The following is a 26,000-nucleotide window of genomic DNA, read 5'->3' as shown; positions in this document are numbered from 1 at the left end:
GATGTGCGCTGATGTTTTTTGCTGTGTTTTGTTACGGCATGATTTTTTTACCATGCTTGTATTATCAATTTTAAACAGGATATATTTTCGCGCCCGATAGGTTTCGGGCGCTTTAAAGGAAACATCAATATCTACAACTATTTTCAAGGGAATAAGGAATGATGAAATTAATAACAAGTTTGTTAGTTGCCGCACTAAGCGTGCCTGTCTCTGCAGGCATTATCCGTCACGATACCCCCGATTCCTGGTATACCGGTTTTGCGAATGATCCTGCCTTTAATGGGGTGGGTTTAATTTTTGGTGATACCGGCGCCTCGCCCTACTCTTGCAGCGGAACGGTAATCAATAAAAATTGGGTGCTAACTGCGGGGCACTGCGTCAATAAAGCGCAGGCGATGCAATTTTATTTGCCGGGCGAAACGGGTTGGCGTTTTTACGAGGCAGATACCTGGGTCTCTCATGAAAACTTTAGTGATTATGGCCTTGTCGATGGTTGGGATATAGGCCTAATGCATTTCAAGACGGACTTTGATGTGGCCCCTGCACAACTCTATAACGGCAACAATGAATTTTTGCATTCATCGGCCAGTGTCGGTTTTGGTTATACCGGAAACGGAGAAACGGGAATAGAAGGTATCGATTATCAGCGCCGCGCAGGTACTAATATTGTTGACGACATTTGGTCATTGCAGGGTGATGGCGACCAAATTCTTTGGTCTGATTTTGATCATCCAACCGATCCATCTTTTAATTTTTTCGATTTTATCGGCGCGGATTTTGATGATCTGGCGACAGTGCTCGAGATCATGGTTGCCCCAGGTGATTCCGGTGGTGGTGTTTTTATTCAGGAAAATGGCCAAATTTATTTGGCGGGTGTGCATTCGTTTATCACCGATTTTACCAACAACGGTTTGGTCGATTATGGCGATGCCTATGGTTCAACGCGAGTCAGCAGTTTTATCGACTGGATCGATTTTCACATTGCGACCCATGAAGTACCCGAACCCGGCAGTGTGCTATTGCTAATGTTGGGTGGGCTAGGGCTGTTTATACAGCGTCGTCGCATGGTGTAAGTATTTCGCCATTTTCCCGGCAATCTGCACCGCGAGCGGACTACGCTGAAATATGCCCAAATTGCCCAGCACCCCTAGTGCACCTTTCCCCTCCGCTGTACGTAAAAAGGGGGTTGCTGTAGTATCAGCCCCCTAACGCAATGCGAACTTAAGCGTCTAAGAAAGTCCACCACAACAATTACAACAAATAATGGAATCACAGCGAGGGTACCCCAGTTGAAAGACGATAAACCCACATCCTTTGATATTGCCTACCGCGCGGGCGTATCCCAGTCGACCGTGTCGCGCGCATTACGCAATAGCCCGTTGGTCAATGAAGAGACACGGTTGAAAGTGCAGCAAATTGCACGCGAACTTAATTACAAAGTGGACAAAAATGCGAGCAGTTTGCGTTCACAACAAACCAAAACTATCGCCTTGTTATTGTGCGAACACCACGGCACCGGTAATTCCTTAATCAACCCTTTTTTCCTCTCGATGGTGGGCAGTATTACCCGTGCATCGGCCAACCGCGGCTTTGACTTATTGATTTCCTTCCAGCAATTTAGTGAGGACTGGCATGCAGATTACGAGGATGCCAATCGCGCTGATGGCATTATCTTTTTGGGTTATGGCGATTACGAAACCTTTGTAAAAAAACTGACTTATCTCACTGAAGTCGGCGCGCATTTTATTACTTGGGGGCCAGTACTTGAAGGGCAACCCGGCGTCTCCATTGGCTGCGATAATTTCAACAGCGCCTATAATGCCGCCCAACATTTAATTGCACTCGGGCATAAAAATATCGCTTTTCTCGGCGACGTATCCGAGCACAGCCCTGAATTTGCTGACCGCTATCACGGCTTTTGTAAAGCGTTGCAGGAAGCCGGTATTGCGGTAGATCCGAAACTGCAAGTCGCCGCTGAAACCTCGGAAGCGGAAGGCTACAAAGCGACCATGAGTTTACTGCAGCGTCGCGTACCCTTTGATGCGGTATTTGGTGCGAGCGACTTGATTGCCATTGGTGCCATGACGGCATTGGAAGAAGCGGGCATGCATGTGCCGCAGGATGTTGCGCTTATGGGTTTTGATGATATTCCCATGGCCGCCTACACCCATCCGGCACTCACCACTGTGCAACAGGATACGCAATTGGCGGGTGAGTTATTGGTAGAGAATTTATTAAAGCTGGTGAGTGGTGAGCGGCCGGAATCTATGTTATTGCCGGCAAAATTAATGGTACGCAGTTCCTGTGGTGCAAAACCATTTAAGAAATAACGGTTCTGATGGATAACTGATTAGTCCCAACAAGAAAAACCCGCTGCAGCTTTCACTACAGCGGGTTTTTTATTGCTCTGCTTGTCATTCAGTTTTTTGTTGCGTAGTCGCTCAATATTAATGACCCTGAGGAACTGCAGCCGCGTCGCTTGCGGCATTGTTGTCCTGCACAAAATAAACCGACAGCGCACCGAGAATCATAAATACACCCGCCAGCATCACGATATAAATCGCTTCGTTGTGGAATACATATTTTAAAATTTGCCCCGCAACCAAACCGGACACAATTTGCGGCGCGGCGATGGTGAAGTTGAAAATGCCCATGTACACACCGGTTTTATCGGCGGGCAGTGAGCCGGCCAGAATCGCGTAGGGCATGGCGAGAATTGCCGCCCATGCGATGCCGATGCCAATCATCGGAATTAATAAATCCAGCGCGCCTTGAGGAATATCCACTTGGGTGATCCATAAGTCCACATGCACAATTTCTGCATTTTGAAACAGCACAAAACTCAAATAACCCAAGCCGCCCGCCAGTAGTGAGAGCGAGTAGGTCAGCTTGCGACCAAAACGATTGGCGATGCGTGTGAGCACAATAGAAAACAATGCAGCAAAAAGTGAGTAAGCGGCGAAAATAATACCTACCCAGTCACCGGCAGCGCCTTTGGCGGCGGCGATTTCCGGGGGAATGGTTTCCAGTGAATGCAGGTAATCCGAATCAAACCATTTGGCGTCTATGCCCCAAATATATTGGGTGATTGCCGGGGTGGTATAGACCCACATAATGAACAGGGAGAACCAGGAAAAGAACTGCACTATCGCCAGTTGGCGCATGGTTTTGGGCATATGGATAAACAGCTGCCAGAAATCCCCCAGGCGTTTCAACAGGGAAGGTTTCACCGCAGGCGCAACGGCGGCGATCAGGCCCTTGTAGCGATTGTATTCCGCAGGTGCGTATTCCTTGGTGCGGATAACAGTCCAAAGCACCGTGAGGAACAAGGCGCTGGCACCGATATAAAAGGCCCAGGTGACGGTGGGGGCAACTTCACCCTTGGGGGCAGTATTTTCCAGCCCGATCACATTGGTGAGCACAAACGGCAGGATGGAGCCAATCACTGCGCCGATATTAATCAGCAGTGCCTGAATGGAGTAGCCGAGAGTACGCTGCTCATTGGGCACCATATCCGCTACCAGCGCGCGGAAGGGCTGCATGGTGACGTTAAAGGCGCCGTCCATCAGCGCCAGCATCAAGCCGCCAAATAACATGGGGGTGATAAAGGCGACAAAGAGCGAGGCATTGGGCATCAATAACATGCCAGCGGCGGCGGCAATCGCACCGCCTAAAATATAAGGACGACGGCGGCCCACACGGTTCCAGGTGCGATCAGACGCAGCACCCACAATCGGCTGTACCAACAAACCCATAATGGGCGCAGCAAGCCAGAAGAGTGAGAGTGAATGTAAATCTGCCCCCAAATCCGAAAGCACGCGGCTGACGTTGGCGTTCTGTAGCGCAAAACCGAGTTGAACTCCCAGAAAGCCGAAACTGACGTTCCAGACCTGCCAAAAGGGAAGGGTGGGCTGTTTCATTGTGTACTGCCTTTGTTATTGGTTTAGTTGAGTGTAGTTGTCGATTCTTATTAACCAAAGCCCGCGTACCGATCCGGTCGGTACGCGGGCTTGGCGGCACTTGGCGCGTTACTTCACGTAGCGCGCTTCAGTGCTATCGTTTCTGTCCCACACCTTGCCGTCGCTGTAGCTGCGCAGCAGTTTGATGTATTCAGCGTGAGTCCAGGCCAGTGGGGTTGCGCCATTGGTACCTTCGCCCAGCGGGTAGTTGTAGGTGTCGTTACCGCCTACACCGTCCCACACTTGCTCAGGCAACATCATGCCTTCGTTGGCAAACAGCTCCATGGCTTTCACATAGGTGTTGCGCAGTGAGTCTATATCGACACTGGCATTGGCTTTTGCCAGTTCCAGCTCGTAGTGACCACGCTCACCGGTGAAGAAGGGCCAAACGCGACCACGGCCATCACTGGAGTTATTGGCCTCCACATAGCCTTTGCCTGCGCTGATCTCTTCGCCGTAGCCGTCAATGCCATAGCGGCGCCAGCCGGGGAATGTGCCCTCCACGCCGGGGAAGGTGAATTCGTATTTGGTGCGCAGCAAGTCTGGCAGGTTCAGGTTGTCGTACTCGGGGATGGTTTCCAGTACGTGCTTGTCCGTTGCCGCGCGCACACCGTAGCGCACCAGTTCCAGAAAGCCGCCATCGATCACCTGCGATTCATCGTTGATCACCTGCGCGTTGCTGGTGCCCAGTGCCGAGCGATCATTGGGGTCTTCGTTGGCGTTAATGCGCAGGTAGTACTGGCCGTTACCCAAATCGCCGGTGAGCGAGCCATTGGTGGTAAAGGTTTTGGCCTCCAGCTCGCTGGAATACTTGTCGGCCGCTGCGAGGTATTTGGCCGCACCTGCGCTGTCGCCTGCCTGGGTGGCGATATCCGCCGCCGACACCAGCCCGGCGATAATCGCTGCGGTGGTTGAGGGTGAATAACCTTGTTGCTCTTCCCAACGCTCTTGTTGGGTATAAGGTGGTTTGATGAGGGTATCGTTCCAGAGGATTTTCACCTGGCCGCCGCTCACGAGGAAATCAGCCGCCGGTTTGAGCATTTTGGTGTACCACTGGGCGATTTCCGCATCGCTAAAAATGCCTTCTTTCCACAAACGCCAGCCGAGCATTAGCGGCATGCCGGTTTGATCCAGCTGGACACCCACCCATTCCACTTCGCCATCCACATGGGTTTTTTGCAGGAACCAGCCAGGAATGCCGCTGTAGCCGGCAATTTTTTCACTCGCCTGGATTTTTTCCAGATATTCAAATGCGATACGCGGTGACTCGCGGTCACCCAAGGCGAGCATCGCCATGGCGACTTGATAAAAATCGCGTGGCCATACGGCCTTGTAACCGGTGGCAGATTTCTCCGCCGATTTGGTATCGCCCCAAGGGTTGGAGAGTGAGGCGATAAACGCACCGGCGTGAGTTTTGTCTTCCTGCGCTTTTAACACCATGGCGCTGGTGTAGGCCAACTTGCCGCCGTCGGTCGCCGTGGCAGAAAGTTTTTCCAGTGCGGGCAGGGTTTGTAAAAAGTCTTGCCAGCCGATGGCGTCGCCATCGCCGTTGTAATGGGCGAGCACTTTATCGTAGCCCTTACCCAATGTTTGCTCGGCAGCAGCGGAACTTTCACTGGCGCTTTTGCCAAACCCAAGTACCAAATCCCACTGCGCACTTGCGCCGTTTTTAACCTCGGCGAGTTGCAATGTCAGCGCCACATTGCCGGGTGTGTCACCGGTACTGGTGTAAAGCTGGGTGAGGCTGCCGTTTTGTTTTAGGTCGGCAATGCCGTCAGATACCCCTTCAAAACCCACGGTGCTTTGTGCAACCGGTGCAGTGGTTTTTACCGTCATGCTGCTATTGCCATCGGTCGCGACCCACACGCCATCGGCGTAGCGCACACTGTCATTGCTGCCGGTATTGGCAATGGATGGGTTTACATACACATAAGGTGTCACATCGGCAGTTAGCGCGCGAAAGACCACACGCATCATCAATGCTTGTGAATCCGGGTCGGTGAAAATGTGTTTTTCAATTTCGTATTTGCCTTCCTTATCGCGATTCACAATTTTGTAGGCAAGGGATTGCGGGCGCCCTTGGGCATCCGTTGTTAAATATTCGATGGTAGAAATGGTGTCTTTCTTTTCTTCGTCGAGGAAGCCGTCGCCTTTCACCAGTAATTGCAGCTCTTGCAGTTGTGCTTCATGAATCAGGCCGTACATGGTTTCGGTCAACACGCCTTGGGCGATGGAAAACCACACTTTGGAAATGGTGCCGCTGGCGCCGGTGTCTTGGTAGGCGCCGTCGGTGTATTGTTCATAGGAGGTGCCAATACCGGTTTTGCCGGCATAAGCCCACACGGCGGCATTGCCGGGCGCACCGGGCGCTACCGCAGTTTGGGTAGCGGGTGCCGAGGTTGTCGATGAGTTATCGGAGCAGGCGCCCAGTAATAGGCTGCCGCTCACCAACAGGGCGAGTAGGTTTTTTTTCATGACAAAATCCTCGTATCAAAATCACTATTATTTATTGGTGTCATTTTGTGTGGTGATCTTTGCTGTAAGATCGACCAGCCATAACAGATATGACAACCAAGTCACATTAGGTGTTGGCAGGATTCAACTCAAGCAGGTGCATACGTATTCACCTTGCATACGTATGCAGAAAAGACTAGCCCAGATTTTTCAGGCGCGTTAAAACGCAGGGCAAAAAAGTGGCCTGCCGGTTTTATCCGGAAGCGCAACGGGTTTGGTTGCGTTTATGAATACGTATTCTATGGTTTTTGTAACGATAAATATCATCACAGCGATCTGCATACGTATGTAGTCACTTGGCGAAAAAACAGTGCTGGCGTATGTTGATATCACGCAATACAAACACTTCACGGGTGTTTGTGAAATCAATATAAAAACTGAGACTTCTGTAATGACAACAACTCCCTGGTGGCGCGGTGCAGTGGTATACCAGGTATACCCACGCAGTTTGATGGATGCCAATAACGATGGCATTGGTGATATTCCCGGCATTATCAGCAAGCTCGATTACATTGCGAGTTTGGGGGTAGATGCGATTTGGGTATCACCCTTTTTCAAATCGCCCATGAAGGATTTTGGTTACGATATTTCTGACTATCGCGATATAGATCCGATTTTCGGTACGCTTGCAGACTTTGATGAATTAATTGCCAAGGCGCATGAGCGCAACATCAAAATTATTATCGATCAGGTACTCAGTCACACCTCGGATCAGCACGCCTGGTTTACTGAAAGCCGCGAATCGCGCGATAACCCCAAAGCCGATTGGTATGTGTGGGCAGATCCACTGCCCGATGGCACACCGCCCAATAACTGGCTCGCTATTTTTGGCGGCTCTGCCTGGGAGTGGGAGCCACGTCGCTGCCAATATTATTTGCACAACTTTTTAAAAACCCAGCCCGATTTGAATTACCACTGTGATGCAGTGCGCGAACAAATTTTGCAGGAAGTAGAATTTTGGTTGAAGCGCGGTGTTGATGGCTTGCGTCTGGATGCCATTATCTTTTGTTTCCACGATAAACTGCTGCGCAGCAACCCCGCCAAGCCGGAAGCAGAGCGCCGTGGTCGTGGTTTCCGCGAAGATAATCCCTATGCGTTTCAGCGTCACGTATACGACTGTGATCGCCCGGAAAATTTGCAGTTTTTAGAATCGCTGCGCACATTAATGGATCGCTACCCAGGCACTGTTACCCTGGGTGAAATTGCCTCGGAAGATTCGCTCAAAACCATGGCCGAATACACCGCCGGTAATTCGCGCTTGCACATGGCTTACAGTTTTGAATTGTTGGTGGATACCTTATCCGGCTCTTACATTCGCGAAACCGTAGAAACCCTGGAGCAGAATTTAGCGGAAGGTTGGCCCTGCTGGGCGATTGGCAACCATGACGTGGTACGTTTTATGTCGCGCTGGGGTGGAAAAGAACAATCTCCGCAGTTAGCAAAAACCTTGAATGTCATGCTGTTCTCACTGCGCGGCAGCGTGTGCAGTTATCAAGGTGAAGAGTTGGGTTTAATTGAAGCGCCCATTCAACAGCACGAATTGCAAGATCCTTACGGCATCACCTTCTGGCCGCGCTTTAAAGGTCGCGATGGTTGTCGCACACCTATGCCCTGGAATCACACAGAAACCTACGCCGGTTTCTCGCAAGTAAAAACCTGGCTACCGGTTCCCTCGGCGCATAAAGAGCAAGCGGTGAGCCTGCAAGAATCTGATCCGGCTTCTATTCTCAATGCGTACCGCCAATTTATGAATTGGCGCAAGGGCCAGCCTGCATTGCGTTTGGGTGATATCCAATTTATTGCTGACGGTGTGAATTATTTGGTATTTACCCGCAGCTATGGTGATGACACTTTGCTATGTGCGTTTAATTTTTCCGCACAAGAAAATCTCATCCATTTAGATGCGGCGTATCAACTAAACGCCATAGAAGGGCACGGTTGTACAACGCTTGCCGGGCAATATGAACGTTTGCCAGTGCCTGCCTATGGCACGGTGATCGCGCGCTTGGCGAAATAAGGTTTTCATTCCAATATTCTGCTCCGGTTTTCTTTTAAAACGCTCTTCAAACATCAGTGTTCGGTCAATGCAGAGGGCTTCGGCCCTCTTTTTTTATCTTAAAAATTAATCACCGCCTTACGCTGTATTCAAAAACTGCAAAAAGGTTTCATAAAGAATGTGAATGCATACGTATGCGGTGGTTTGAATACGTATGCATTCTATTGTGAGTGTCATCCCCCTGCGCCTACTATCGCCGCAACGACAAGTTTGTATCGCTTTACGTGTATAGCGTAAGGACGCTGTTGTTATTACACACAATCTTAAAAATAAGAGTAGTTTTCCGCGGAGAGAATTCATGAAGAAACAAACCTTTAATCACGTACTCGCGATGGCGGCCACTATGGCGCTGGTGTCGGGTTCACAAGTTGTTTATGCACAACAAGGTGCTAATTCACAAAGCAACGCTACTGAAAAAGACATTGAAGAGGTAGTAGTAACCGGTTTCCGTCAAAGCGTGCTTAATGCCCTCGATGCAAAGCGCAGCTCCGATACGGTTATTGAAGCAATTTCAGCAGACGATATTGGCGGCTTGCCCGATGTTTCGATTGCCGACTCTCTCTCCCGCTTGCCTGGTGTCACTTCTGTACGTACTGGTGGCCAAGCAAGTGAGTTAAATATTCGCGGCATGAGTGGTGATTTTGTATTTGCAACCATGAATGGTCGCGAACAAGTCAGCACCAGCACCGGCCCAATTGCCGGTCGTAAAATTGAGTTTGATGTATATCCATCAGAATTGATTTCACAAGCGGCAGTATACAAATCACCAAAAGCGTCCTTAATTGAAGGTGGTGTGGCTGGTTCGATTGAGTTAACTACAGTAAACCCGCTCAAAAACTCAAAAGAACATTCATTTAATGTGGGTGTACGCGGTAGTTCAAATAGCCGCACCTCTGAAGTTGAAGACGCGATTGATTTTGGCCATCGTTTCAACGCTTCTTATCAAGGTAAGTTTGCAGATGAAACTATCGGTTTTGCGCTTGGTTACGCTAAGTTAAGTGCTCCCAGTGTTGCAAACCAATATATTGGTTTGAATTACAATGGCCAACGTAATATTGATGCCGATGCTGACAACGAATTTGTTAGTGAAGGTATGGAAATGCAGCAGCGCGGTGGTGAAGAGCAGCGTGATAGTTATTTAGCGACTGTTGTTTGGGAGCCTAATGAAAGCTTCACATTGAAGGGCGATGTATTTAATACTAAAGCTGACTCAGAAGCATTTGCTCGTGGCTTCCGTGTAAAAACGTTGCACTCTGAAAATACAGTTATCACTAACCCGGTAATTGTCGATAACAATATGATTGGCGGTACTGTCTCGGGTGATGGCACTAGCAATTTTGCAGTGTTTACCGTTAACGACAATGACTCACGTGAAGCTGAAGTGTTGTCTTATGGTTTGAATGCTGAATGGCGTCTCAATCAGTGGACTATCAACGCTGACGTTTCTTTCTCTGAGTCAGATGGCGACTTCCAAAATGGCGGCACTCGCGCGTTGTTATATAACGATACCAGCGTTGCCAATCCAGTGCGCTCGGCAGAATCGATCACCTATATCAACAAAGGTTTAAAGCCCGCCGATTTCTTTGCTAGTCAGGATTATACTAATCTGAATCGAATTGCATTGACTGAGGTTGGTCAGTGGCCGTTCATCACTCACAATGAAATCAATGCCCAGAAAATTGATGTGAAGTACGAAATGGATACACCATTCATTACTTCTGTTGAAGCGGGTATTCGTAACTCTTCGCGTGAGTACACTGGTGCACGTGGGCAAGATGGTTACGGCTCTGAGTTCGGCAATCATCCATCACAATTCCCTATCGCTTTGACTGACGATATGGTTAAAGTTGTTGAGTTCGGTGGTGACCTGAAAGGTATGCCAAACTTCTTCGCAATTGACTTCGATGACGCTGTTGCAGCTGTAGAGGCCGCACGTGGCCGCGATTGGAATCCGGTTGCAAACTGGGAAAACAACTGGACTATGATTCAGTCTGGCACTGTGACTGAAGACGTACTTGCCGCCTACGTAATGGCTAATTTTGCAACTGAATTGGGCGCTACACCTGTTACCGGTAATTTAGGTGTACGTGTTGTAGAGTCGGATCAGTCCAGCGATGGTTATTTGCAAATTGGTGCCGGTGCTGGTCAGCCTATTACCGACGAACGCGGCGTGGTTAGTAATGATTATGTGACCAACACAATGGGTCAAAAATATACTGATTACTTACCATCTTTGAACTTGAATTTCCAAATTACAGATCAAGATAACATTCGTTTTGCTGCGGCAAAAGTAATGTCTCGCCCACCCGTTAGCCAATTAAAATCAGGCGCAGGCTCGTGGATTGATGGTGAGGACAGATTTAATGCGTGGGGCAATACCAGTCCTTTGCTTGATCCGTTTTATGCAAATCAATATGACTTGTCTTATGAACATTATTTTTCTGAAACCGAAGGCGCAATCGTTGTAGCGTTGTTCCGTAAAGACATCGAATCTTTTATTGAGCAAATTACGTTGCGTGGCGTTGACTTCGAAGCCTTAGGTTTTAACGTGCCGGACATCAATCCTAATACTGGCAACCCATTGCAGCCAGGTGGTGAATATCAAACTGCATACAACAATACTAAAGGCGGTTACATCCAAGGTATTGAGTTGGGTTATACACAGACGTTTGATTTCTTGCCTGGACTTTGGTCTGGCTTGGGTCTAAGCAGCAGCTATTCTTATACAGAAAGCGATGTAGAACGCATAAATAATCTTGGTGGTGAGGAAAAAGACATTGGCATGCCCGGTCTTTCTCCAAGCAACCTAAGTACTACATTGTTCTATGATTATGAGGGATTCTCTACTCGTTTGAACTATCGCTATCGTGAAGCGTTTGTTGCGAACCAGGTCGCTGTCGAAACTCAGGAAGTTTTCTATGCCGATGAATCAGTTGTTGACTATCAAGCCTCTTACGAATTTGAAAGTGGTCTTGAATTGGTATTCCAGGTTAATAACTTGACGGATGAACCTTCCAAAACCTATTTCGGATCAGAGGCTCAGACTGGCTCTATTCAATACTTCGGTCGTCAATACTTCTTTGGTGTGAACTACAAGATGTAAAGGTCAAATGACTTTGTATTGACGAATCACCCACATGGCCTTCCATGTGGGTGATTTTTTATTTGGTTCACCCTTTTCATGCATCGTTATAAAAAGGATAAATAAAATGAAAAAACTCATCCTATTCATATCACTCCTTTGTGTATTGCCAGTAATGGCACAGGAAGCCGGGTTAAAACGCATAGAACCCGCCAACTGGTGGGTTGGCATGAAATACAATCAAGTCGAATTACTGGTGCATGGCGATAATCTCGGTGCAACTACCCCTGCCGTGAACTACCCTGGCGTAAATATTATCAATATAAAAAAATCCGATAGCCCGAATTATTTATTTGTCACTATCGATATAGCAGCAACTACAAAGCCGGGAAAATTCCCCATTGAATTTATGCGCGATGGGAAAATACACCGCCGTGTTGATTATCAATTATTGGCGCGTGAAAAAAATTCCGCGCAACGTCAGGGATTTTCACCCAAAGATGCCATCTATTTAATTACTCCGGATCGTTTTGCCAATGGCAATACCGGCAACGATGCTATGCCTGGTATGTTGGAGCAACCTAACCGTGCCTACAAAGGCGGGCGCCATGGAGGTGATATTGCGGGGATGGAAAAACATCTGGATTACATCGCTGCGATGGGTTTTACCCAAATTTGGCCCAACCCGCTTACCGAAAACAATATGGAAAAATATTCCTACCACGGTTATGCCGCAACGGATTTATACAAAATTGATGCACGTTACGGCACTAACGAAGAATTCAAAAATTTTGTACAAAAGGCACAGAAAAAAGGTATTGGGGTTATTCAGGATATAGTGCTGAACCACATTGGCTCCAACCACTGGTGGATGAAAGATCTGCCTGCAAAAGATTGGTTAAATTTCCCCGCGGAATATAAAGAAACCAATCACCGCCGCACCACGGTGCAAGACCCTTACGCCGCACCAGCCGATAAAGAATTATTTGTGAGTGGTTGGTTTGTGCCCACCATGCCGGATTTAAATCAGCGCAATCCACAGCTCGCCAATTATTTAATTCAAAATAGTTTGTGGTGGATTGAATACGCCGGGTTGAGCGGGATTCGTGAAGACACCTATGGTTATGCTGATCAGGAGTTTTTGTCGCGCTGGGCAAAAACCATTATGGATGAATATCCCAATTTTAATATTGTCGGTGAAGAGTGGAGCCCGAATCCTGCGGTGGTTGCGCACTGGCAGCGCGGTAAAGTGAATGCCAGCGGCCATGTGCCGCACATGCCAAGTGTGATGGATTTTCCCATTCATGAAACCTTGCGCGAGGTGTTGCATGAGGAGGAGTCATGGGATAAAGGTTGGGTGCGTCTGTATGAAATGCTGGCCAATGATTTTGTATATGCCGATCCCTCGAATCTAGTGATCTTTCCTGAAAACCATGACACCTCCCGCCTTTACTCTTACCTGAATGAAGATGTTGATTTGTTTAAAACGGCAATGGTGTATATGGCCACTATGCGTGGTATTCCGCAATTTTATTATGGTTCGGAAGTGCTGATGACCAGCCCCCGTGAACGCGACGATGGCGCTGTGCGTGCCGATATGCCCGGCGGCTGGCAAGGCGATACTAAAAATGCGTTCACCGGCAAGGGCTTAACTGCCCAAGAGCGCGACATGCAGGAGTATGTAAAAACCCTGCTGAATTGGCGCAAAAAGTCGGCGGTGATTCATCACGGAAAACTGCAGCACTTTTCACCGGGAGATGGTTTTTATGCATATGTTCGCTATTCGGATAACCAAGCCGTCTTGGTGGTGCTGAATAAAAATGCGCAGGAAAACCTGTTGGACTTACAGCCCTACCAAACGTTTATCGCGGGTAAAAAAAGCGCGCGCAATGTGCTGACTGGCAAAAAAATAGCGCTGGATAAGCCGATAGTTATGCCCGCAAAAACGTCGCTAATAATTGAACTGCAATAAAAATATTTTTATTAACAATAGCTCGCTGTTGTGGCGAGCCATTTATTCAGGTTGTATGGCTATGAGTGAATATAAAAAAATACTGTTGACCGGCGCCGCTATGCTGGCATTAAGTTTGGCAATTGTAGGGCTGGTAGCCTGCAATCAATCCACTGATCGCGCGGAACAAACTCCCACACCAGTAGTGCACGGCAAGCCGGTGGTGTATCAAATATTTACTCGCCTTTATGGCAACACCAACTCCACCAATAAACCCTGGGGAACCCTGGAAGAAAATGGTGTTGGTAAATTTAACGATATCAGCGAAACCGCACTTAAATCGATAAAAGAATTAGGTGTTACTCACGTGTGGTACACCGGTGTACCGCATCACGCCGTGATTCGCGACTACACCGCTTACGGCATTAGCAACGATGATCCTGACGTAGTAAAAGGCCGCGCCGGTTCACCTTATGCGGTCAAGGATTATTACAACGTTAACCCGGATTTAGCTGTTGACCCAGCAAAACGCTTGCAAGAATTTGAAGCGCTAATCGCCCGCACCCACGCGCAGGGCATGCGAGTTATTATCGACATAGTGCCTAACCATGTCGCGCGTCGCTATGAATCATTGAGTAACCCGCCAGGAGTGGAGAGCTTTGGTGCGCGCGATGATGTGAGTGTGGAATACCGACGGGACAATAATTTTTATTACGTGGAAGGCGAAGACTTCCGTGTGCCAGAAGCGCAAGGCAATTATCAGCCGCTGGGTGGCGATGCACATCCCCTAAGTGATGGCCAGTTTGATGAGAAACCGGCGAAATGGACCGGCAATGGTTCGCGCTTGGCGCAACCAAAATTTGATGACTGGTATGAAACCGTAAAAATCAATTACGGTGTGCGCCCCGATGGCACCAAAGATTTTCCTGAATTACCCGCAGACTATGCGCAAAAAGATTTACTCGCCCACGCCCAATTCTGGCAGGGTAAGGATGTGCCGGATTCATGGATTAAGTTCCGCCAAATTGCGGAATATTGGTTGGCAAAAGGGGTAGATGGTTTTCGTTACGACATGGCCGAAATGGTGCCAGTCGAATTCTGGAGTTATTTAAATTCCGCGATTAAACAAAAAAATCCCCAGGCATTTTTATTGGCTGAAGTGTATAACCCGGCCGAGTATCGCAATTATATTCGCATGGGAAAAATGGATTACCTCTATGACAAAGTGGAAATGTATGACGGCTTAAAAGCGATAATGCAAGGTAAAAGCGGCACCGACGTTATTGCGCAGGTGCAAGCGGGCATGAGCGATATTGAAGAACACATGCTGCACTTTTTGGAAAACCACGATGAACAGCGTATTGCCAGCCCCGAGTTTGCGGGCAGCGCCGAAAAAGCCAAGCCGGCGATGGTGGTATCCACGCTGATTAGTCGCTCGCCGACCATGTTGTATTTCGCGCAGGAAGTAGGTGAGGCTGGCGAGCTGGATTCCGGTTTTGGCGACCCGTCGCGTACTACGATTTTTGATTATGCCGGTGTGCCAGCACATCAACGCTATATGAATGGCGGGAAGTTCGATGGTGGGCAATCTACTGCGAGCGAAAAAACGCTGCGGGAATTTTATCGTGAGTTATTAAATTTATCGCATCACAGCGCCGTAGCCGAAGGGGAGTATCGCGAGTTACACAGCCACAATATTTCAGCAGCAGGCGGTTACACCAATAAATTATTTGCATTTACCCGTGCCACCCAAACACAGAAATGGATTGTGATAAGCAATTTTTCAGGCGAACAAAGTGGCCTGGTAAAATTATTATTGCCGGCCACTTATAGTAAGGACTGGGCACTGAGCGAATCCTCATACAAATTATCAGCCAAGCTGGCTCATGGGTCACAATTTTCATCGCTGATAGTGAATGATGGCATTGCCACTGTTGAGCTTGAATTGGCCGCCTATGATTCGTTGGTTTTGGAAGTGGGTGGCGAAAAATAAAATACATCTGGCTTGTTATAGTCAGGAGTACTGTTATCAACTATTGCACAGGAAGTGTTGCTTAATAACAGTTTTTGTAAGCGCTTTTTAATAATTGTAAGGCCTCTTCCTGAATACGTATGTAGTGGATTGGTGGTGATTGGTTGGTTAAGTATTCTGCGTCGCGCACGTGCATAACAATAACCAATCAACCACCAGGATGTCTTTATGAGTCAGTCCACTGTATCGTCTATGTTTGTTCCCGTTCGTTTTGTTTTTATTTTTCCCTTTCTCTTTATTTTGTTGTGCTTCGGTATTGCCATTAGCAGTTTAGCCAATGCTAATCCCGCTAACTATCATCTCAAACATATAGAGCCCATGCATTGGTGGGTAGGGATGCATAATCCTGAATTACAAATTATGGTGCATGGAGAGGCAATTGCCGAGCTACATCCCAGTGTGAATTATTCTGGCGTAACAATAGAAACTGTCGAGCGAACCACGAATAAAAATTATCTGTTTATCAATCTGCATATCGCAACTAATGCAAAGCCGGGCAAGTTGGAGCTGCAGTTTAGCGATAAATCCGGTGTGCAATTGCGGGTTCCCTATGAACTGCAAAAACGTCGTGCTGACTCTGCGTTGCGTGATAGTTTTTCTGCGAAAGATGTTATCTATTTAATTACCCCGGATCGTTTTGCCAATGGTAATCCCGCTAACGACAATCATTCATCGATGGTGGAAGTTGCGGATCGCACCAGCCCGATTGGGCGTCACGGTGGTGATATGAAAGGGATTCAAAACAATCTGGATTATATCGCGCGTATGGGTTTTACCATGATTTGGCCGACGCCGATGATTGAGAATAACCAAGCGGAATATTCTTACCATGGTTATTCACCTACCAATCTTTACCAGATGGACCCGCGTATGGGTTCCAATGAGGATTATAAAAACCTGGTAGCGGCCGCCCGTAAAAAAGGCGTGGGTTTTATTCAGGATATAGTGTTGAACCATATTGGCAGCGGCCACTGGTGGATGCAGGATTTACCTGCTGCGGATTGGTTGAATTTTCAATCCGGCTTTGTGCCCACCAACAACCAACACACCACCGTACTGGATATTCATGCTGCGCCGGAGGACATTAAAAACTTTACCGATGGCTGGTTTGTGGAATCCATGCCGGATTTGAATCAGCGCAATCCGTTGCTTGCAAGCTATTTAATTCAAAATACCATTTGGTGGATTGAATATGCTGATTTAAGTGGTATCCGCGAGGATACTTACGCCTATTCTGACAAAGTGTTTTTGGCACGTTGGAGCAAGGCATTGTTGGATGAATACCCCAACCTGAATATTGTGGGCGAGGAAATAAATTCCAATCCGCATATTTTGGCTTACTGGCAAAAGGGGGTGGTTAATCGCGATGGTTATGTATCGCACCTGCCCACGCTTATGGATTTTCCGGTAGTGTTTTTAATGCCGGAAGTACTAAACGCCGAGGAGACCGGCAACAGCGGCTTGATCAAACTCTATGAAATGATCGCCAATGATTATGTTTATGCCGACCCGATGAAGTTAATGTTGTTTCCGGATAATCACGATATGTCGCGTATTTATTCGCTGCTGCATGAAAATCTGGAATTATTAAAGACCTCATTGTTATTCACGGCGACTACACGCGGCATTCCCCAGTTTTATTACGGCACTGAAGTGCTAACCAAAAGCCCGCTCGTACGCAACGATGGTTTACTGCGCGCTGATTTCCCCGGCGGTTGGGCTGGCGACAAGGTGAATGGTTTTAGTGCCCAAGGTTTGAGTGCCGATCAGCGTGAAGTACAAAATTATTTGCGTGCTCTGCTCAGTTGGCGCAAAACCAGTCGCGCTATTGCCGAGGGAAAACTCACCCATTACATCCCAGAAAATGGTCACTATGTGTATTTCCGTAGCTACGAGGGTACGCAGGAGCAAGAGCGGGTGATGGTGGTCATTAATAAAAATAAAATCGCTTCCACCTTGGACTTAACCCGTTTTCAACAAATGTTGATGGGGCACAAAAAAGGAGTAGAGGTTATTAGCGGTAAAACGTTGGATTTAACCAAACCTTTGGTATTAAAACCGTTGGAGTCACTGGCGATTTATTTCTAAGAGAATTGTTTGGTTCCTGAATTTACAGCGATTCACCACCCTGTAGCCTGAGTGCACAGCGGTGGGGCGCTGTGATCAACCCGCATGCTCAAGTGTCGAGCCCCGCACAAAGTGTTACTTTTCTTCATGTTTTTTGCTTTTGCATACGTATGCAATTTGCGTTTTTTTATTCCTCATTTTTTGCATACGTATGTAGTTTGCGAATTAAATTTCCCGCTCATAGACTGATTAATAACACCCAGCAGTGTTTTTTCTGTTGGTTACATAACTATAAACAAACCTTTTTTCTTATGTCTCTGGCCTTGGTTTTTTGCCAGTCAGTCTTGCCTGATTTATCGATTTTTAAGTTCGTAACATTTGTAAAAAATAATTAAACGGGGGATACCAAATGAAGTTCAATTCGCGAAATGAATCCGCGCGGAAAGCTCTGGGGCTAGCTGCTCTATTGCTCGGCGTATTCGCACTCAGCTCTTGTGGCGGTGGTGGCAGCGGTACAGACAATAATGCGGCGGAATTGCCGACGTGTCGCGACCCGCAAGTACTGCTCGATAACGGTGTATGCGGTGACCCGCGCCCGCCCTTTGAATTACCCGCTTGCCCTGAGGGAACTATTCGTTCCGGTGCGGAATGCGTGGTGCCTGACTTCCCGGTTCCTGAAAAATTAGCGGGCCCGAATGAAGCGGTTATTTTCGTTAACGTTGAAGGCACTGCTGACGAGAAAAATGCAGCGTTTGCCAAATATAACTTACACCTATGGCAGTCCTGCGGTAACGGCTGGGCGGATTCAGTCACCGATGGCAGCAACACTACTTATGCAATTCCAACTACTTGGCCAAACGGCCCGGGGATTGCGAGTAAGAATGAAGGCGAAGCGGGCGTTCGCCACGATCCATACTATGGTGCTTATTTTGTAATTCCCGTGAGTGAAGCAGGTACTTGCGGTAATTTCATTGTTAAAACGCCGAATACCCCCAATCAAACTACTGACTTGTCGCTCAATATTAAGCGTGATGGCGGCGATTACGATCGCATGGCTTGGGTGATTGTTAATACAGACAATATGCGCAATAGCCGCGTCAGTAATGTGCCCATTTGTATCAACGATGTGTGCAGCCTTGAGCGTCCAATGTTGGCAATTAGCGATGTGGAAGCGCATTGGATTAGCCCGCATACCATTATTTGGAGCCGCTCGTTTGCTGCCGGTAAATCAGTTGAGCTATACCGCTCTACTGCGGGTGGTATGACTGGCGATGATGCCGGTGCTGTTGTTGGCGGAGAGCGTTTTGCCGTGTTGGGTGCAGGGCGTGCGATGACGGATGAGGAAAAAGCATTAGTTCCCCATATGTCCGACTACATTGCCTACGACTTACCTGCGGAGATCAGCCTCGATAGCATCAAGTCAGCGCTAAAAGATGAGCTGCTGGTTGTGGGCCGTTTTGATTCTGTCGAGGAAGGTGAAAACGAACAGACAGTGACCATTGAGCGTGGCCGCGGCACTCGCGTGCAAGTCCCTCATGTACTGGATGCTCTTTATGCCGACAATGCTGCAGATGCCACTTTGGGTGTTAGCTACGCCAATGGTGTAACGGCATCGGTATGGGCGCCAACTGCACAAAACGTTGAGCTGCGTGTGTTCTCTGGTGACCCACTGCGTGTATCTGCCACTATGCCTATGACCTTCAATGCCGAAACTGGTGTGTGGAGCGTGACTGGCACTGCTACTGAGTTGGATCGCAAATTCTACCGCTATCGTGTCACCGCCTATCACCCCCTGCAGAAGGCTGTGCGTCGCCTTGAGGTGACTGACCCCTATTCTATTTCCCTGTCTACCAATGGTCGTCACTCACAGTTTGTGAACCTGGATGATGCCGATACCAAGCCCGCTGGCTGGGAAGGCCATTCAATTCCAGAAGTGGTGGCGCCGGAAAATATGGCAATTTACCAAGCGCACGTTCGCGACTTCAGTATTGATGATGCCAGCACCTCAGCGAGCTATCGCGGTAAGTACCTGGCATTTACCGAGAACTCCTTGCCCGTACAACACTTGCGTTCACTGGCGGACGCGGGGCTGACCCATGTGCACCTGTTGCCCAGCAATGACTTCTCTAATATGAAAGAGGATTTTGAAGGCCAGGTGAATCTGGACAGCTACATCCTTGAGCTTTGCCAGCGGGTATCAAACCGCGATTCAGTCAGTGTGTGTGACGGCTCAGTGCCTAATAACTCTACTGTGCGCCAAGTGTTGGAAAGCTACGATCCACAAACCTCGGCGGCACGCACCTTAATTGCGGCTATCGCTGATTTGGATGGCTTTAACTGGGGTTATGACCCTCAGCATTTCAACGCACCAGAAGGTACTTACTCAACTGACCCTGAAGGTTTCACGCGTATCAAAGAAATGCGTGCGATGAACATGGCGCTGCACGAAATGGGGCTGCGTGTGGTAATGGATGTGGTCTACCCGCACACAGTGTCTTCCGGTATTGAAGCCGCTAACTCGGTATTCGATAAAGTAGTTCCTGGTTATTACTACCGTGTGAATCCGGCTACTGCGGTTGTGGAAACTGGCACTGGTGCCGGCCCCGACACTGCAACTGAACACCGCATGATGGGCAAGTTTGTTGCTGACTCTGTTGCGCAATGGGCTGAGCATTACAAGGTGGATGGCTTCCGTTTTGACCAATCCGGTTATATGCCCAAGTCAGTACTGGTGGATGCCTATGAAGCTACCAAAGCCGTTGATCCAGATACTTATTTCTACGCCGAAGCCTGGACTCCCGGTGGTGGCACCTCGGGTGATCGCATTGCCGTACGCGCAACCCAGGAAGCGCTGAACGACACTGAAATGGGTACTTTCAATGACCGTATCCGCAACCCGCTGCAACAAATGGCGCTGGTTAAGGGCGACAATCTGGATGCTATCCGCGCTGGTTTGGCGGGCAACCTGAAAGATTTCAAACTGAAAACCAAATCCGGCGCAGTGATCACAGCTGCTACCGTGGGTGCTTACGGTACCGACCCACAACAAGCTATCAACTATGTAGAGAAGCACGATAACGAAACCCTGTGGGACTGGATGCATCGCCCAGGTGCAGTGCCAACTGATATGTCTATTGCCAACCGTACCCGTGTTAGCAGTTTGACCTTGTCGGTACCGGTATTGAGCCAAGGTGTGCCTTTCATCCAAATGGGTACCGAGTTGCTGCGCTCCAAGTCTATGTCGCCCAACAGCTACAACGCTGGCGATTGGTTTAACAAGGTGGACTTCACCAAACAAAGCAACAACTGGGGTGTAGGTCTGCCACCAGAGCTGCGCGATGGTATTACCGACGAGTATGTTGCCGGTCTGTTTGCCAATACCCAAACCAAACCTGAGCCAAGCCATATTGAGCAGGCTTCCTCGGTGTTCACCGAGTTTATGAGCATTGCCAGCGGCAGCCCGCTGTTCAGCCTGCAAACGGCCGAGCAGGTAATGGACCGTGTTGGTTTCCACGACGGTGGCAAAACCCAGGTGTCTGGTTTGATTGTGATGAGCATTGATGATGGTGCAGGTGTGGTTGCCGGTACTGAATCAACACAACGTGCCGACCTGGATTCAGCGGTAGATGCGATTGTGGTGGTGATCAACGCCACTGGCATGACCCAGTCACCCAAAGTGAAAACTGCAGCTGGTTTCACCTTGCATCAAACCCAGCAAAATTCGGTAGATGCCATTGTAAAAACCGCCAGCTTTGCGGCTGATGGTGAAGACGGAGTATTCACTGTGCCTGCCTACACCACTGCCGTGTTTGTGAAAGCGCAAGCTGGTGCGCAGGGTATGGGGCTGTCGGCAACAGCAACTCTTGGGTCGAGCGTGGCAGTGCCTTACGGCGATACGGCTGTGTATGTGCGCGGTGATATCTCTGCCTCTGGTTGGGCTAATACCACCGCTGCCAACCGCTTCACCTATGAAGGCGACGGTATCTACTCGCTGTTGTTGGAGATTGTTGCCGGTACCGAAGTTAACTTCAAAGTGGCAGAAGCGGGTTGGAGCTCGCCAAACCTGGGTACGAATGAAGTGATGGAAATTGGTGAAGCCATCACTCTTACTCAAGGCAGCAACGACAATATCCGTATCAATATTCCCACTGCAGGCACTTATCGCTTTGTGTTGGATGCGTCTGCCAGCACCACTTCACCAACCCTGAAAGTTGAAAATCCGGATGTGTATGGTGCGACCTCTGTTTACCTGCGCGGCACTGTAACGGCGTCGGGCTGGGAAAATACCAATAGCGGTAATCAACTGGTTCATGAAGGCAATAGCGTTTACGCCCTGAGTGTGCCGATGGTGGCGGGAGAGGATTATGTGTTCAAAGTGGCTTCAGCCGACTGGAGCACAGTAAACCTCGGTTCCGCAACACCAGTGGTGCTAGGCGAGGGTGTTGTTCTGGCGCAAGGCAGCAACGACAACCTGATGCTGGACATTGCCGAAGCGGGTAACTATCGCTTTGAAGTAGATGCCCGCAACCCCGATGCACCGGTGGTGAAGGTTTATCGCGAAGACTTGTTCGCCAGTACACCGATTTACCTGCGCGGCACTGTGTCAGCGGCTGGCTGGGCTGACGCCAACAGCATTAACCAGATGATCTATACCAGCAAAGGGCTGTACACCAAAAGTCTCACCCTGGCCGTGGGTTCCTACGAGTTTAAAGTGGCCGAGGCAAACTGGAGCAACCCCAACCTTGGTGGTTCCGCTGTTGTCCTGGGTGAGCCGAGCGAGGTAACTCAGGGTTCCAATGACAACATAGGCCTGTCCATTACCACCGCCGGGGATTATCGCTTCACACTCGATACCACCAATCCAAACGCACTGACTATTCGCGTGGATGCCGTCAACTAAATCGAGCCAGCTATCGCTCCCCCCTTGGTGGGGGGAGTGTTAAGCGATAGTAAAAACAGATAACGAGCTGAGATAAAGCACATGAAAACATTTACTTTAAAGCCGCTGGCTGCTGTTGTTTCTGCATTGGCAATGGCGTCCCTGTCTCCCGCGTTGCTGGCTCAGGAAACTGACGCCGATGCCGGGCCACAAAACCCCTCGCTGGTTGAAGAAGTGAAGGTGACGGGTTATGCCCGCTCCATCCAGAACAGTATTGAAACCAAACGTAACGCCGACACTGTGGTGCAGGCGATTTCTGCCGCCGACCTGGGCGGCCTGCCCGATGTGTCCATCGCCGACGCCCTTGGTCGTGTACCTGGTATTACCGTGACCCGCTCGGGCGGTCAGGCCGGTACCATCCAGGTGCGCGGTATGGGTGAAGGTTTTGTCTTCTCCACCCTGAATGGCCGCGAGCAGGTATCGCCCAACGGTACCCGCGCCATGGAGTTCAGCCAGTTTCCGTCGGAGCTGATCCAATCGGTACAGGTTTATATGTCGCCCAAGGCATCACTGATTGAGGGTGGTGTCGCCGGTTCGGTCGAATTGAAAACCGCCAATCCCCTGGAAATGACGGAAGATCAAAAAGTTGTTGTGGGTGTGCGCGGCAGCTACAACGATCAGGCTGACGATATTTACGGCGCAGAGCCTTACGGCCAGCGTCTGTCGCTCTCGTTCCAGAAAAAACTGTTTGATGACAAACTCGGTGTGGCACTGGGCTACGCCCGTTTGGTGCAGCCGCGTTCCGCAACCCGTTTTGAACAGTACAACTACGAAGCCAACCCCTATTCTTTAGTTGATGAAAAGGGATTGGATACCACGATTGTGGATGAAAATTTCAATGCAGTACCCACCGCCAATCGTCCATCAGAAGTGTTTATGGCTGAAGGTTTTGAATTATTCCAAACCGGTGGTGAAGAGACTCGCGATGGTTACGTGGCGGCAATCCAGTTTGAACCTACCGACAACTTGTCGATCCAGTCGGATGTGTTCTATTCCAAATTTGAGTCCGACAGTTACTCGCGGGGTTTCCGTATCCAGCCGCTGCGCAACGCACTGACAAACAGCCTGGTGCTGTGGGAAAACCAGGCGGTGATTGGTGGTGAATTCGCGGTGGACGACGCTGCGCCAGACTCTTTGAATTTGCAGGTCAATAGCAACGACGTTACCCAAACGAACGAATTGCTCTCCGGCGGTTTGAACCTTGAATGGCAACAGGATGCGTTGACTGTTGCGCTTGACCTGTCGCACTCGGATGCCTCTGGCGTTCAAGCGGACGGGGTAGTGCGTGCGCACCTCTATCGCCCCATTGAAAACCCGGTTCCCGGCGGCGCGACTTTTGAGCGCGACCCGGATCAGTCGATGACCTACTTGCTCGATGGCATCAATGTACCCAGTGTTAGCTTGAGCCGTGATTATGCGTCTTACGGTGCCGATGGCGTCAGTACTCTGCGCATGACCAACTACGAGCGCTACCCGCGCATCAACGATGACAAGATCAGTGCGGTTCGCCTGGATGTTAAATACGAAGTGGAGCTGCCGTTAATCAAGTCGGTAGAAGCTGGTGTGCGCCGTTCAGAACGCAACCATAAAGATCGTCGTCAAGTGTTTGTTTATGGTGATCTCGCGCAATACGACCGCGATTTCCCCTTGGAAATCAACACCGGCAATTCGGATGTAGTGAATTGGAAAGGTGACTTCTCCCATTTCCCATCATTCCTCGCAATCGATGGCGACAAGATTATCCAGGAAGCGGTGAGCCAAGGGCTGGTTTTGGACGATGGTGTAGAAGTGCTCGGCCAAAATGGCAAGGTCTATTCCCCGCGTTCTATCGACCCCAAAGCGCGTTGGACCGAAGGTCGTGATTGGTCGATGAAACAACGCTCGGACATCGATGAAAATGTGGATGCAATTTATCTGCAGACCAATTTGGAAACGACGCTGTTTGATCGCGACTTGGTGGGTAATATAGGTTTACGTCACGTGCGCACTGAGCAGTCAAGCGTCGCTCTTGTGAATGTAAATGGTAACCCTGATGCGGGTGCAATCACCATTTTTGATGAGCTGGGTAATCCTGAAGATGATTATGCTTATCAGACGCTTGGCGCTGAATACAGCCACAACCTGCCATCGCTCAACCTGAATTACAGCGTGGCTGAGGATAACCAGCTGCGTCTGGCGTTGGCGCGTGTACTTTCCCGTCCACCGATCAATCGCTTGGCTGCCCCGGATTCCGAAGGTTCGGTTACGGTAGAAAACGACACTACGCCGGTGTTCAACTACGGTAGTAATACGTCGCCATTCCTGACACCTTTCATCGCTGATCAGGTTGACTTGTCCTACGAATACTACATGCCGGATACCAACGGTGCCTTTGTGGTGGCCGTGTATCACCGTGAAATCAAATCATTCATTCAGGATATTACTTACGAAAACTTTGATTTCCGTGCAGCAGGATTCGATGTGCCGGATACCTGGGTAGTGAATATTGGCGGTTTGGATACTGAAGTTGAAGTGAAAAACGGTGACTACTCCACCTCTATCAACAACCTGGACGGCGGCTTCATTCGCGGTCTGGAAGTGTCTTATACCCAAACCTTCAACTTCCTGCCTGACCTCTGGCAAGGGCTGGGGGTGAGTGCAAGTTACTCGCTGACCGACTCGGAGATCTCCGTGGCCAACCCGGTAGAGGGTGTAAATACCGGCGCTACTTTGCCATTCCCTGGCTTGGTAGAGAAATCCGCGAACTTCACGGTGTTCTACAGCTACGGCGGCTTCGAAACTCGCTTGTCCACCACCTTCCAGGATTCGTTTGTGGGGGAGACGCGCAACATCAACCTGCAACCGATTATCTATGCACCAGAAACGCTGCTGGATTATCAAGCGGCTTACAAGTTCGATAATGGTTTGGATCTGGTGTTCTCCATCAGCAACCTCACCAACGAACCTAACCGCAGCTACATGTTTGACGAAGAGTTGACGCGTACCCTGCAATGGTTTGGTCGCACCTTCTACATGGGGGCTAACTACACCTTCTAACATCTGACGGTGAAAACGTATCGGCCGCACATGAAAATGTGCGGCTTTTTTTTGCATAAAAAATGACTACATACGTATGTAGCCTGTAGTGGCGCATGAATACGTATGTAGTCCATTGAGCGCTGCGGCGATAACCCCTAGGATGGCCTCATTGCAATGATTTACCAGAGTATTGCTGTTGGTGACTTTGGGTTCTGGCAATGACATTGATCTCCATCTTTTTTGTTGTATATCGTCGCTGTTGATGATTCGGCGCAGTCGCAAGACTGCGCCATTTTTTTATTCCCGCTATCCGTTATTCCTCTCGTTTTTTACCACTCACTGCCCGGTGTTAGTATGTGTGTCCCTTTCACATCTGCAGGCA

At 49.2% G+C, this 26,000-nt stretch carries 11 protein-coding genes; 9 read left to right on the top strand and 2 right to left on the bottom strand.

Going from position 1 to position 26,000, the window contains the following annotated elements; all coding sequences use genetic code 11:
- Positions 1–158 precede the first annotated feature (158 nt).
- The gene (locus tag NNX04_RS11065; protein ID WP_261945803.1) at positions 159–1,073 is read left to right on the top strand and encodes a S1 family peptidase; all 915 of its coding nucleotides are present in this window, start codon (positions 159–161) and stop codon (positions 1,071–1,073) included.
- Between the two features lie 216 nt (positions 1,074–1,289).
- On the top strand, positions 1,290–2,330 hold the full coding sequence (locus NNX04_RS11060) for a LacI family DNA-binding transcriptional regulator (protein WP_007644508.1): 1,041 nt from the start codon (positions 1,290–1,292) through the stop codon (positions 2,328–2,330).
- Positions 2,331–2,447: 117 nt separating this feature from the next.
- Here NNX04_RS11060 and NNX04_RS11055 read toward each other — a convergent pair whose 3' ends face one another.
- Both NNX04_RS11055 and NNX04_RS11050 read right to left on the bottom strand, forming a co-directional pair.
- Positions 2,448–3,920, bottom strand: a complete 1,473-nt coding sequence (locus NNX04_RS11055; protein ID WP_261945802.1) for an MFS transporter — start codon at positions 3,918–3,920, stop codon at positions 2,448–2,450.
- Between the two features lie 108 nt (positions 3,921–4,028).
- Positions 4,029–6,434 carry a glucan 1,4-alpha-glucosidase gene (locus tag NNX04_RS11050; RefSeq protein ID WP_261945801.1) on the bottom strand — a complete coding sequence of 802 codons (2,406 nt, stop codon included), beginning with the start codon at positions 6,432–6,434 and terminating at the stop codon, positions 4,029–4,031.
- Between the two features lie 430 nt (positions 6,435–6,864).
- Here NNX04_RS11050 and NNX04_RS11045 point away from each other — a divergent pair, with 430 nt between their 5' ends.
- From NNX04_RS11045 to NNX04_RS11015, 7 genes are all read left to right on the top strand, one after another.
- Entirely contained in the window at positions 6,865–8,490 is a 1,626-nt protein-coding gene (locus NNX04_RS11045) for an alpha-glucosidase family protein (protein WP_261945800.1), read from the top strand.
- A 337-nt stretch (positions 8,491–8,827) separates the two neighbouring features.
- Entirely contained in the window at positions 8,828–11,632 is a 2,805-nt protein-coding gene (locus NNX04_RS11040; protein ID WP_151054354.1) for a TonB-dependent receptor, read from the top strand.
- Positions 11,633–11,738: 106 nt separating this feature from the next.
- Positions 11,739–13,583, top strand: coding sequence for a glycoside hydrolase family 13 protein (locus NNX04_RS11035; RefSeq protein WP_261945799.1), 1,845 nt, complete (start codon positions 11,739–11,741; stop codon positions 13,581–13,583).
- Positions 13,584–13,644: 61 nt separating this feature from the next.
- Entirely contained in the window at positions 13,645–15,555 is a 1,911-nt protein-coding gene (locus tag NNX04_RS11030) for an alpha-amylase family protein (protein WP_261945798.1), read from the top strand.
- Between the two features lie 207 nt (positions 15,556–15,762).
- A complete protein-coding gene (locus tag NNX04_RS11025; RefSeq protein ID WP_261945797.1) occupies positions 15,763–17,682 on the top strand; it encodes a glycoside hydrolase family 13 protein in 1,920 nt (639 codons plus the stop codon).
- 388 nt (positions 17,683–18,070) lie between these two features.
- Positions 18,071–22,561, top strand: a complete 4,491-nt coding sequence (locus NNX04_RS11020) for an alpha-1,6-glucosidase domain-containing protein (protein ID WP_261945796.1) — start codon at positions 18,071–18,073, stop codon at positions 22,559–22,561.
- An 81-nt stretch (positions 22,562–22,642) separates the two neighbouring features.
- Complete coding sequence (locus tag NNX04_RS11015) at positions 22,643–25,636, top strand: TonB-dependent receptor (protein ID WP_261945795.1); 2,994 nt, start codon at positions 22,643–22,645, stop codon at positions 25,634–25,636.
- The last annotated feature ends 364 nt before the right edge of the window (positions 25,637–26,000 follow it).

It is taken from the genome of Cellvibrio sp. QJXJ, from assembly GCF_024452345.1.
In the GTDB taxonomy this organism is placed as follows: domain Bacteria; phylum Pseudomonadota; class Gammaproteobacteria; order Pseudomonadales; family Cellvibrionaceae; genus Cellvibrio.
The sequence above is the reverse complement of the archived record's forward strand: the minus strand, read 5'-3'. Positions and strand labels throughout refer to the sequence as shown.